11 protein-coding genes are annotated in these 12,464 nt (G+C 48.8%); 10 read left to right on the top strand and 1 reads right to left on the bottom strand.

Annotated elements, in window-relative coordinates; all coding sequences use genetic code 11:
• From L0156_04040 to L0156_03995, 10 genes are all read left to right on the top strand, one after another.
• On the top strand, positions 1 to 427 hold a 427-nt coding region (locus L0156_04040), incomplete at its 5' end, for a kinase (protein ID MCI0602161.1).
• A 31-nt stretch (positions 428 to 458) separates the two neighbouring features.
• Positions 459 to 1,640 carry a DegT/DnrJ/EryC1/StrS family aminotransferase gene (locus L0156_04035; protein MCI0602160.1) on the top strand — a complete coding sequence of 394 codons (1,182 nt, stop codon included), beginning with the start codon at positions 459 to 461 and terminating at the stop codon, positions 1,638 to 1,640.
• Positions 1,627 to 2,631, top strand: a complete 1,005-nt coding sequence (locus tag L0156_04030; protein MCI0602159.1) for a glycosyltransferase family 2 protein — start codon at positions 1,627 to 1,629, stop codon at positions 2,629 to 2,631. The genes L0156_04035 and L0156_04030 overlap by 14 nt, the downstream gene beginning before the upstream one ends.
• Complete coding sequence (locus L0156_04025) at positions 2,610 to 4,496, top strand: hypothetical protein (GenBank protein ID MCI0602158.1); 1,887 nt, start codon at positions 2,610 to 2,612, stop codon at positions 4,494 to 4,496. Before L0156_04030 ends, L0156_04025 begins: the two co-directional genes overlap by 22 nt.
• A 7-nt stretch (positions 4,497 to 4,503) precedes the next feature.
• The gene (locus L0156_04020) at positions 4,504 to 5,253 is read left to right on the top strand and encodes a class I SAM-dependent methyltransferase (GenBank protein MCI0602157.1); all 750 of its coding nucleotides are present in this window, start codon (positions 4,504 to 4,506) and stop codon (positions 5,251 to 5,253) included.
• 50 nt (positions 5,254 to 5,303) lie between these two features.
• On the top strand, positions 5,304 to 5,984 hold the full coding sequence (locus tag L0156_04015; GenBank protein MCI0602156.1) for a class I SAM-dependent methyltransferase: 681 nt from the start codon (positions 5,304 to 5,306) through the stop codon (positions 5,982 to 5,984).
• Positions 5,981 to 6,970, top strand: a complete 990-nt coding sequence (locus L0156_04010; protein ID MCI0602155.1) for an NAD-dependent epimerase/dehydratase family protein — start codon at positions 5,981 to 5,983, stop codon at positions 6,968 to 6,970. Before L0156_04015 ends, L0156_04010 begins: the two co-directional genes overlap by 4 nt.
• A gap of 5 nt (positions 6,971 to 6,975) precedes the next feature.
• Complete coding sequence (locus L0156_04005; GenBank protein MCI0602154.1) at positions 6,976 to 8,106, top strand: DegT/DnrJ/EryC1/StrS family aminotransferase; 1,131 nt, start codon at positions 6,976 to 6,978, stop codon at positions 8,104 to 8,106.
• A 28-nt stretch (positions 8,107 to 8,134) separates the two neighbouring features.
• On the top strand, positions 8,135 to 9,166 hold the full coding sequence (locus L0156_04000; protein MCI0602153.1) for a glycosyl transferase: 1,032 nt from the start codon (positions 8,135 to 8,137) through the stop codon (positions 9,164 to 9,166).
• 30 nt (positions 9,167 to 9,196) lie between these two features.
• Entirely contained in the window at positions 9,197 to 9,811 is a 615-nt protein-coding gene (locus L0156_03995; GenBank protein MCI0602152.1) for a sigma-70 family RNA polymerase sigma factor, read from the top strand.
• 63 nt (positions 9,812 to 9,874) lie between these two features.
• On the opposite strand, the gene L0156_03990 is transcribed toward L0156_03995, so the two are convergent.
• Positions 9,875 to 12,322 carry an ABC transporter permease gene (locus L0156_03990; GenBank protein ID MCI0602151.1) on the bottom strand — a complete coding sequence of 816 codons (2,448 nt, stop codon included), beginning with the start codon at positions 12,320 to 12,322 and terminating at the stop codon, positions 9,875 to 9,877.
• Positions 12,323 to 12,464 lie beyond the last annotated feature (142 nt).

Genomic DNA, 12,464 nt, shown 5'->3' with positions numbered 1-12,464 from the left:
TATTGAAGAACGGAAACGCCAGCTTCGGGTGATCAAAGATCTTGTGGAGGAAGGAATTGCGATTCTCTCCAGCTCGCGTGACCTGGTTGAATTCGGCGAGCTGCTGCATGAATCCTGGCAAACCAAACGAAGCTTAAGCAGCCAGGTTTCCAATCCGGAAGTAGAAAACATCTATGAGCAAGCTCTTTCTGCCGGCGCCATTGGAGGAAAACTCACAGGTGCGGGCGGCGGTGGTTTCTTGCTATTGTTTGTTCCCCCGGATCGTCAAGGTAAAGTAATCGAAACGCTAAACCGTCTCATTCATGTGCCCTTCAACTTCGAATTCCATGGAAGTCAGGTCATCTTTTTGGAAACAGAAGAAGACTTTTCATCGGTGGAAAAGGTTCGAGCAACTCAAACGGTCGACTCTTTTCACGAGAACAGTTAGAACAAAAGCCCGCCAGACGCGGGCGTTACAAATGCAAAATCTAGATTGGCCGTTGATGAAAAACAACATCACGCGGGACGATCTGAACTGCGTCATCGACTTCCTATCACAAGAAAATCCCATCCTGACTCATTCCCACCAGGTTCGAGAATTTGAAAGAGAGTGGTCTGAATGGCTGGGAACAAAATACAGCGTCTTTGTAAATTCCGGTGCTTCGGCAAATCTATTGACACTCTCGGCGCTGCGCGAAATCTTTGGAAGCAAAGGCGAAATCATTGTTCCTCCGCTGGCATGGATCTCCGATATTGCTTCCGTGATCCAGTGTGGATTTACTCCGGTTTTTGTGGACATCAATCCCCGCACGCTGGGAATGGATAACGACCAGGTGTTGGAAAAAATCAACAGCAATACCAGAGCTGTTTTTCTCACTCACGTTCTTGGCTACAACGCGATCGATTCCAGGCTTCTGGACGAGCTGAAAAGTCGTGGTATCCTCTTGATCGAAGATACGTGCGAATCCTACGGCGCCACTTTTGAAAATCGGAAACTGGGTACGTTTGGATTCGCTTCTAATTTTTCCTTTTACTACGCGCACCATTTGTCGACGATTGAAGGAGGAATGATCTGTACCAGCAATCCGGAGCTCTATGAACTCCTGCGGATGCTGCGATCCCATGGCCTTGTCCGCGAAGCCTCTTCGGAAAAAATCAGGCAGACCTACATCGAAAAGCATTCTGATTTGACGCCCGATTTTATTTTTGCTGCCATGGGTTACAACATGCGCCCAACAGAAATCGGCGCAGTCATCGGGCGGTCCCAGTTGAAACGTCTGGATACGAACAATGAGATCCGTAGTAAGAATTTGACTCTGTTTTTGAGAAATCTGAATCCTTCCAAATATCAGACGGACTTCGCAACTCAAGGAAGCTGCAACTACGCATTTACATTGATTCTCAAACAGGCGGATCCGGAACTGATGGAGAGCGTACAGAATACGTTGCGGCATCATGGCGTGGAATTTCGCAGAGGTTGTTCCGGAGGCGGAAATCAATTGCGCCAACCCTATCTCCGTTCCCTTCTTCCTGATATTCGATTGGAGGATTTCCCACGCGTGGAGCACGTCCATTTCTACGGGATGTACATCGGCAATTATCCGGATCTGGAGGAGACCAAGATCCTCCGGTTGTGTGAGCTGCTAAATGACATCGGATAGACAGCTGATTTCGGTTATCTTCTCCTTTCGAAATGAAGAAGACGTCTTGCCTTTATTGATCCGACGTGTCACGAACGTCCTGGATCCGCTTCCTTTCGACTACGAGCTGGTTTTTGTCAACGACGCCTCTTCCGATAATTCCCTGAATATTCTTGCGGAACATGCAAAAGAGAATCCCAGAATCAAAGTGATCACATTGTCCCGGCGGTTTGGCGGATCGGAATGCATACTGGCCGGAATGAAGTATTCGGCCGGCGACGCAGTTCTCTATATGGATGCTGATTTACAAGACCCGCCTGAATTGATTCCGACTCTGATTGAGAAATGGCAAGAAGGAGCGGACGTCGTTCACACCGTTCGAACGAAAAGAGAAGGGGAAACCTTTTTGAAACTCAAATTAACCGATGCCGCTTACTATTTGATTGCTGCCCTCGCAGACATTCCGTTACTGTCGGAAGCAGGAGATTACAAGCTACTCTCCAGGCGTGCTGTAGAAGAATTGTTGAAGCTTCCTGAAAGAACACCTTACTTGCGCGGGCTGGCAAGCTGGATCGGTTTCCGGCAGGTGTCTGTGCCTTATGTCAGGCTTGCAAGAGCAGGCGGCGCCACCAAATTCCCACTGTTCAGAAATTTTCCAAGGGATTTTGTAACGTTGCAGGGTCCGATTGGAACGTTGGCGATCGGTCTCACCTCTTTCTCATTGTTTCCATTGCTCTCGCTTTTAGCAGTAGGCACTGCACTAGTAGTTGGATCGATTTTGGCTTTTGTTGTAATGATCGTTTCTACCTATAGAGAGGGTAGCTTACCCGCCGTTTACTGGCTGATCGCCGCAATTTTCTTTTTATCAGGAGTGCAGCTTTTTGGCATGGGGATCCTCGGAATTTATATCGGGCGCGTCTATCAAGATGTCCGTGGAAGACCCGGATACATCATTGACAATATCATCGGACCTCAGGAGAACAAAAGAGATTGGCGGCAGAAACCGAGCTGAAAGATCGATCCTTTCTGATTGTTTTTGTTGTCTCGAGTCTTTTGGGCTTCGCGGTGGGAATTTTCTGTCAGAAATGGCAAGTCGCGGTCGAATCTGCTCAGGCCTTTGCAGGAATCGTATCTTACCCGCGGGATAATCCCAACTACATCTATCAGATTAATACATGGACAATCCTTCATCAGGTTCTGGCAGGGCTGCTGAAGTTCGGTGTTTCCGAGATCAGTCTTTCGATAATTCTTAGCGGCCTAAGCGGGATGCTTGCTTTTCAGGCTTTCTCTCTCGTGGTGTTTGCCCTCAGCCAGGACACTTACCTATCAGTGCTGTTTCCGTGCATCCTGCTATACACCTTCGGCAATGTGCTGCCCGGCGTTACTTATCCGGTCATGATCCTGGGCTTTACTCACACTTATGGAATTGTTGGTTTGTCTTTTAGCGCTCTCGTGATTGCCCTGTTTTCGAACGGCAAATACAAAGCTGCTTGTTTGCTTCTGGGTCTATCGGTCGCCATTCACCCGTCTATGGGGGTGTGGCTAAACCTGGTTGTTGCGATAGTGTTTTTATGGAGCTTTCGCAATCTTTACAATCAATTACGAAATTGCTGGCAGTTCCTCGCCATGGGATATGGAATTACTTTATTGAGTTTTGTTTTTCACATAGCGTCGGAACAAAATGTGAGTATCCACACCGATCCGGTAATGATGAATCAATTTCTTGTTGCATTCCTCCAGTTTTGGGATAGCCACAGACAACCTTTCGACTTGATGATTCGGCCCGTTCAACTTGTAATCCTCAGTGTTCCCATAAGTTTCATCGTCTTATTGAATTTGAAAAACGGAATCCGTGATAATGCCCTGTTCGTTGCGCGTTCATTGATTGCGGCCGCCCTGATTGCGGCAGCCGGTTCGACCATCTATTGGTTTCCTCCTGAATCCACTTCCTTTTTGCTCTGGTCCCTTATGCCGTCTCGCTTATTCAACATCAACATTTTTCTTCTTATACCAATCATTGTTGGTCTTCTCGCCAGATTCCGCAATTGTATCTGGACAGAGCTCTCCTTGCTTGTTGTAATCCTTTTGATGTTGTTACGGCTCCCAAGGCCTCTGATTCCCCTTTTACCTCTGTTTGCTGCTTTGTTGGCTACCGGAGCAATGCTGCAATACGGCATGGAGGCAAAAAAGCAGATTTTGATTGGCACCGTTCTGGTATTCCTCTGTATCCTGGCTTTCATCAAGACCTCGCTGCCCATGTTCTATGGTCACCATCACAGTCCAAACAGAATGCTCTTGATCGCAATGGTTCTCTTAGTTTGTTGCGGATTCCTGTCAGTCCGAATGAAAGAGAAATGGCAGAGTCATTGGACAAAGTGGTGTTTGGGCTGGATCACTGTTTGTTTGCTCCTTTTCGGGTCGGTATCATTTCTCGTGTCCAGCATAAAATCCAGGCCCAATCTTCACAGGAATGATCCGGTACTCGAAGTCATGAAACAGGGGCGCGGAATGGCATTAACAGCTTCCAATCTTGGCTTGATTCAGCTACAGACGAGGAGACCCATTTTGCTGGATGGCCACGGTCTGGATGGACTGATTTACGCGCCAGAAGCAGCACCCACGCTCGATTACATTTTAAAGAAGATCTATGGAGTCGACTTCCTGCATCCTGGCGAAGATATCAAATACTTCCGTCCGGGCGCGCTACTAAAGGAAACCGGAAAGAAATTGTGGGAAGATCGATCATTGGAGGAATGGCAATCCATCGGTAAAGAATTTTCCATAACTGCTGTACTAACCTATTCCAACTGGAGTTTGAATCTGCCTGTAATCACCCGCAGCAACTCATTAATCCTATACGCGATTCCGCAGGAATAATAAGCAAATGTTTTTCAGGAGGAAACAAAAATCACCGCCCCGTCAAGATGTTTCTTCGAACTACCGGGTGTTCGGGCTTGAATCAGCTCAGGCTTTGAACCTTGCGGGTTGGTTGGATCCGGAAGTGGCTCTCAAACAAGACGCTGCTTATCAAGATCTGATCAAACAAATGAAAGCAGGGAACGTGCGCCGGGATTTTCAGGTCGCCGCAAAGACATTAGAAGCAACGGGCATTCAAAATCCGTCTGTCCTTGAAGTGGGTAGCGGGAGTGGCTATTACTATGAGATCTTATCCTACCTTCTAAATCGTGAACTACATTATGTGGGAGTCGACCGGTCTCAATCGATGATCAGGTTAGCAAAAAAAAATTATCCGGCAAAACCGTTCCTTGCAGCGGATGCTGCGCGACTTCCCTTTTCCGATCGGAGTTTCGATGTCGTTTTCAATGGTGTTTCCCTGATGCATATTCTCGAATATGCCGAAGCTATTTTCGAAAGTCGCAGAACTGCCAGATCCTTCTGCATTTTTCATACGGTTCCTGTTCTCCAGGACCGGCCTACTACCGTGCTTCAAAAGTCTGCTTACGGAGGGCCTGTGTTCGAAGTCATTTTCAATGAAGGAGAGTTGACTGCTCTACTCAAAGCCAATCATCTTAGAATTCGTTCTTCTGTCGAAAGCATTCCTTATAACCTCGAAAAGATCGTCAGTGAAAAGACAATCACAAAAACATATTTGTGCGAGGTTCTGCCGAAGTGAGCCGAATTTCCAGAATACCCTGGGGGGCGTATTCTCGCACGAAGCGTTTGGTGAGTCGCATTCCAGGTGGTAGCTGGTTGGTTGCGTGGACAGATCCGCTTCACATTGCACGACGAATCTTATGGAGCACCATCAAAGAACATGCTGACTACGCGCGCGGATGGGTCCTGGATCTGGGTTGCGGCGCTCAGCCTTACCGGTCTCTTTTTCAACATGTGGATCGTTATGTTAGCTTTGATGTTTCCCAGGGTCCCCAAATTGATGTTCGCGGAACCGCTCTCGCTCTGCCTTTTGTAGATTCGGCCTTTCATACAGTTTTGTGCAGCGAGGTTTTGGAACATGTTCCCGAACCATCCAGGTTGCTCGTGGAAGTAGAAAGAGTGCTGAAACCAGGAGGAATCTTGATACTCACAACTCCTCAAACCTGGGGACTGCATCTGGAGCCGTTCGATTTCTACCGGTACACAAAACACGGGCTTCGCTATCTGGCGGAAAAGAGTAAACTGAACGTGATCGAACTGATACCGACTTGCGGGATGTGGGCCACATTAACGCAACGACTCAGCGATACGGTGATTTTCAATTACGCTGAGGGTCGCAATCGATGGATCGTGGAAGGACTTTCTTTATTACTGGCTCCCGTAAATCTGATTGGATATGGTCTGGATAAATTATTCGGGAAACGAGGGGATACTCTTGACCATCTTATGATTGCTCAGAAACCACAATGACATTCTCAAATCTGTTTAATGGCAAGAACGTGTTGATCACCGGTGGGCTCGGATTCATCGGCTCCAACCTCGCTCATCAGCTCGTTGAACTGGGAGCGAACGTTCTTCTCGTAGATAGCCTTATACCGGAATATGGAGGAAACATTTTCAATATTGATTCCATCCGGAATCAAGCCCAGATCAACATCTCCGATGTAAGAGATGAGCACAGCATGAGGTATCTCGTTCAGGAAAAAGATTTCCTGTTCAATCTCGCGGGTCAAACAAGCCATCTGGATTCCATGATGGAACCCTACGCCGATCTGGATATTAATTGCCGCGCGCAGATTTCTATTCTGGAAGCTTGCCGGAAGTGGAATCCAAATGTCAAAATCGTTTTCGCAAGCACAAGACAGATCTACGGGAAACCGGACTATCTTCCGGTTGATGAAAAACATTTGCTCCGGCCGGTCGATGCAAATGGAATCAACAAAATGGCCGGCGAATGGTATCACGTTCTGTACAACAACGTGTACAAGATCCGCGCCTGTTCTTTGAGGCTTACAAATACTTACGGACCGCGAATGCGAATCAAAGACGCGCGCCAGACATTTCTCGGACTCTGGATTCGGCATCTGATTGAAGGAAACTCCTTTGAGGTTTGGGGAGGCCGGCAATTGCGCGACTTCACGTATGTGGATGATGCTGTGCAAGCTTTCCTTCTTGCAGCAGCCAGTGATAAAGCCGATGGGCAAGTATTTAATCTGGGAGGGGATTGCGTGATCAGTTTGCAGGAACTTGCGGATCTTCTCATTCAATTAAACGGATCGGGAAATTTTTCGAATCGAGACTTTCCCGCAGATCGAAAAGCAATCGACGTCGGCGATTATTATGCGGATTTCAATCTGATTCGAACGAAGCTCAACTGGCAGCCGAAAACTCCGCTCAAAGAAGGCCTGCTCAAAACACTCGAGTACTATCGAGGAAATCTGGAGCGCTATATTTGAAGGGCATTTCCGACCCGATCCCGCAAGCAAATCCCGGCGCCTCCTATCACGCTCACCGGGCTGAGATCGATCACGCAGTTGCTGCCGTTCTGGCCGGAGGCAGGTACATCGTTGGTAACGAGGTGACCAGCTTTGAGCGTGAGTTTGGGGATTATCTGGGAGCGCCCAGCGTCGTGGGAGCAGGTAGCGGAACGGAAGCCCTTCATCTGGCACTGAGAGCGTGCGGAATCGGCCGGGAAGATGCAGTCATTACCGTTTCTCATACGGCCGGCGCAACCGTTACCTCGATCGAGCTGGCGGGAGCCATTGCTGTTCTGGTAGATGTGGAGCCCCGAACATTTACGATCGATACCAATCAATTAGAAGACGCAATCAAACGGTTTCGCGACAAATTTCAGAAGCATCTGAAAGCGATTGTTCCTGTGCATCTCTATGGCAAACCGGCTGATATGAAAGCGATTCTGGACATTGCGCGGCGGTTTGATCTGCTCGTCATCGAAGATTGTTCGCAATCGCACGGAGCCTCAATCGGTTCACAAAAGACCGGGACGTGGGGAGATCTCGCAATTTTCAGTTTCTATCCGACAAAGAATTTGGGCGCTATGGGGGATGGCGGCGCAGTCATCGCTGCAGACAAGAAGATGGACGAAACGCTTCGCATGGTTCGCGAGTACGGTTGGAAAGAAAGATATGTGAGTGAAGTGCCCGGAATGAACACGCGTTTAGATGAACTGCAAGCAGCCATTCTGCGCGTCAAGTTGAAATACCTGGATTCGGAAAACGCCCGCAGGCGCCAGATTGCGCGCCAATACAATGAGATGCTGAACGGTAGTGGTCTGATCCTGCCTGAAATTGCGGAAGGCTCCGTTTTCCATCAATACGTGATTCGCACACAACAAAGAGATGAACTAAAAGATGCTCTCTATCGCGCGGGGATCCATACATCCATTCACTATCCGCTGCCTGTGCATTTGCAGACGGCCTATCGCGATCGAGTCCTGCTGGATCACAGAGGACTTCCCACAACAGAAAACATATGCCGCGAGATTCTAAGCCTTCCTATCTATCCGCAACTGGCGGACGAACAAGTGCAACGAGTCGGTGCCATGATTGCAGAATGGTGTAAACGGAGGTAATGGCTGAAATGTGTGAGGGGATTCCTTTTTGAAGGACAACCCTCCCCCTGCCCGTTACTACTTCTGCACTTACTTTGATCATCGCTATCTTCCACGCGGCCTCGCTCTCTATCATTCTCTGAAAAAACATTGCCGGAGCTTCGAATTATGGATACTTGCGCTGGATGAAGAATGCAGCAGAACACTCGCTTCGTTGAATTTAGCGGAAGTTCATGTTGTAAGCATCGAAGAGCTGGAGGGATTCGATAAGGAACTTCGGGAATGCCGTAAGAATCGAAGTCTCATCGAATACTATTTCACATGCACGCCGGCCTGGCTGTGGTACCTGTTCCAGAAGTTGGATCGTGCTGATATCATTACGTATCTCGATGCGGACCTGTTTTTCTTTTCCGATCCTGCGCCACTCTATCGTGAGCTGACCGAAGGTTCCATCGGAATCATTGCGCACCGCTTTCCGGCGGACCTGAAACACCTGGAGCTGTTTGGGATCTACAACGTGGGTTGGCTCTCTTTTCGACGCGACTCAAATGCGGAGGAATGTCTCCTGTGGTGGCGGGAACGCTGTGTCGAATGGTGTTACGACCGCCCCGAAGAAGGAAGATTCGCAGATCAAAAATACCTGGATGATTGGCCTGTCCGGTTTCGGGGAGTCGTCGTTCTAAAGCACAAAGGCGCAAACGTGGCTCCCTGGAACGTAGCAAACGTCCAGCTTTCAGAAAACAACGGGATTTTCTACTCAGACTCCGAACCCTTGCTCTTTTATCACTTCCACATGCTGAAAGTGCTTCGGCCAGGTTTATACGATCACGGTTTGTCTTCTTATGGAATCAAACTGCATAAAACATTGAAACGTCTCTACGTTCTGTATTTAACAGAGTTGCGAAAACGGACCATACTCTCCGAGACCGGTGAAAATCGAATTCGATACAGCGTGGCAAATCTCAAGTCTTCCCTTTTGAATCGCCGAATTCTTCTGCTGACAGGCCCGATCGCGTGGGAACTGAATCTGGGACCGGTTCTGCGTACGGTCCGGCGACTGCGCCAATTCCTAGCGAAGTAGAAGTACAATGATCCTTCTGAGGGTTTTCCGATGTATAAGGATTTCTCTGATGCCGACCTGCTCCTCACTCTCCGCAAGTGTAGCTATTCGCAGAAACAGGAAATTCTTTTAACTCTCTACGAACGTTACAAACCGTTGGTTATGAAAGTCTGTTACTACCATCTGGCGGATTACGATTTGGCCAACGACATCTTTCACGATGTTTTCGTGAAGGTCATGGAAAATGCCCAAAGCATCAAGAACCCTGCGTTATTTAAGAGCTGGTTGATGACGATTACGAAAAATTTGTGCGTTGATCGTCTTCGCCGAACGTCTTATACAAAAGGACAGGAGCCTCTTACAGCCCAGATTGAAGTCTCCTGTGAGGAACGGATCGAAGACAGGTACGTTGCCGAGATGGACCGCCGGAAGATTCTCGGTTATCTTACTGATTGTCTGCGAAATCTGGATCCACAACACCTGACCATCTTCAAACTGCGCTGGAAAGGACTGCAAGCAGCACAGATTCGGTCCGTTTTGAAAACCAATAAGCCGGAGCTGAGACGATCCTACGACAGGATCAAATACCAGCTGGAAGGCTGCATGAGAAACAAGAGTCTGACAATCTCCATGGATCAAATCATCAGCTTAGGAGAACTCGAGTAATGCACAAAGTAGCGCGGGCGTCTCGCCTGCGTTGAACTGCGCAGACGGGACGTCCGCGCTACTTCATTCCATACGAAGGGCTATCACCGGTTCAACCTTCATCGCGCGGCGGGCGGGAATGACGATTGCGATGAAGGCAACCGCAAGCAAGATCAGCGGTATCGAGCTGAAAATGAATGGGTCGGTTGGACTGATTTGATAGAGTTGCGCAGAGAGCAGGCCGCTCAAACCACGCGCGGCGAGAAGTCCCAGGCCGAGTCCAATCATTGTCAAAACAAGCGCATGCCGCAGAATCATATTGAACACTGCAAGCCGTGGCGCTCCGAGCGCCAATCTCACACCGATTTCGCGAGTGCGCTGCGTCACATGAAATGTTAAGACTCCATAAATACCGATGGCGGATAACATTAAAGCGAGCGCGCCAAAAACAATCATCAGGAAAGCGCTGAAGCGTGATCCGGAAGTTCCCGATTGAACCAGCTCCCGCATCGTAGTTATGGAGAAAACCGGTATGTCAGGATCCATTGATTGAATTTCTTTTCGGAGCGTTGCGCTAATGGAATCAGTATCCTTTTCTGTCCGAACAATCAGTCCCATTCCGCGTGTGACCCGTTGCGAGAGAGGCAAATAAATCTCCGGATCATCGGGAGATCCAACAGGATCTTCGACAATCGTTCGGTGTTTCACTTCGGCGGCAACACCAACGATCGTCATCCATGGACGCTCCGCAGATGGGGTTCTGCCAAACTTCACGCGCTTCCCTATTGGATTCTCTTTACTCCAGTATCGTTGGACCATTTTCTCGCTGACAATAGCAACAGGAAGCGAGTCAGTCGTGTCCGTAGATTGGAAAGACCTTCCGGCTATTAAAGGAATACCTGTGGTAGAAAAGAATTTTGGACTGACCGCATGAAAGTAAACGCGGACGCCACGATCAAGAACTTTACCCTCCAGATTCAGGATTGAGGCGCTTGCGCTTCCACCGAGCGGTATGTCGCTTGTCAGAGCAGCGGACTGAACAGAAGGAATCGATTCGATTTTTTCCAGAAGGACCTTCGAAAATTGCCAGGCTTTTTCTTCCTCATACTTTAAGCGAGGCAACGAAATGCGCATGGCCACACGCTGGTCAGGAACGAATCCGAGGGGAATATTCTGGATTTGCTGAAAGCTTCGCGCGAGAAGTCCGGCTCCGATCAGAAGTAATACCGCAAGGGCCACTTCTGAAACGACAAGAAAGTTTCGGACATCTTTTCCGACCGATGCGCCGGTTGTGTTCACGGCGCTCTCCTTAATCGCATCTTGCAGATCGCGACGCGATGCATGAAACGCGGGCGCGAGTCCCATCAAAATGCCACTCAATGCGCAAATCCCCAGCGTAAAAAAGAGCACCGGAGTATTCAACTCCACCCTTACAAAAGCGGGGAGCTGAACTGGATTCAAAGTGATTAGCAATTTTACGAATACATTTGCGAGTAACCATCCGAAAGCGCCGCCAATCAAACTTAACATCACGCTTTCGGTCAAAAGCTGACGCATGATCCGGCTCTTCCCCGCTCCCAGTGCCGCGCGAAGCGCCATTTCTTTTTGTCGCGCGGTGGCTTTAGCAACCAGCAGGTTTGCGACATTCGCACACGCGATCAATAGCACAAACAAAACAGCTCCCAGAAGCGTCAAGAGAAGCGGTTTCGTTTCTCCAAAAAATTCTTCACGCAACGGAATGATGGTTGTGTTGTAATAAAGATTGGTCACTGGATACTCTTTCTGTAAACGCTGTGCGATCGCAGACATTTCAGCAGCAGCTTGTTCTTTTGTAACCCCTGGCTTCAAACGCGCGAAAACATCGATCTGACGTGTTCCCCTGTTTTCGACAAGTTTCGATTCGCCAAGAAGCGTATAAGCGGCGATTGGGATCCAGATTTCAGTTTCGCCATCCATTCCGGAAACATTTTCAGGCAACACGCCGGTGATTCGAAAATTCTGGTCATCCAGTTGAATGATTTTTCCGATGGCGCTCTTCTCTCTTCCGAAATGACGAAGCCAGAAAGAATGACCAATGAGCGCAGGCGGGTCGGAAAGCGGAAGACGTTCTTCCTGCGGGAGAAACATTCTGCCAAGCACCGGCTTTGTCCCAATCAGCGAAAAGTAGCTTCCGGATACTGCTTCTGCCTGGACTTGCTCCGCCTGCCCCAGACTTGTGAGTGTAAAAGAATCCTCCGTCAAAGCAGCCATCTCTTCGAAAACGGTGCTTTGCGCTCGCCAGTCGAGGTAATCCATATAGGAAGTACCGCGCCGCTCCAGAGCCTCACGCTGAACAACAGTAGCAATAGCTACGGACCGTTCCCAGTTACGAACTGGAAGCGGCCGGATGAGAACCGCATGAACTATGCTGAAGACGGCCGAGTTGATACTCACACCCAGCGCCAATGTCAGAATTGTGATCACGCTAAAGCCAGGACTTTTTAGCAACATCCGCAAACAGAATCGAACGTCTTGAATAATCGATCCAATCATTTTTTTATCCTGGGCAACTCAATCGCAATCGTTGTGCCAGTCCTCTCCCTCGAGGTTTGCCAATCGGAATAGCATCTGCCGTTCACGTATGGGAATTGAAGTCCCAAAAACGCACACCAGAGTGAAGTGCCAACGTAATGAG

The sequence above is a fragment of the bacterium genome, assembly GCA_022616075.1.
Taxonomy (GTDB): domain Bacteria; phylum Acidobacteriota; class HRBIN11; order JAKEFK01; family JAKEFK01; genus JAKEFK01.
The sequence above is the reverse complement of the archived record's forward strand: the minus strand, read 5'-3'. Positions and strand labels throughout refer to the sequence as shown.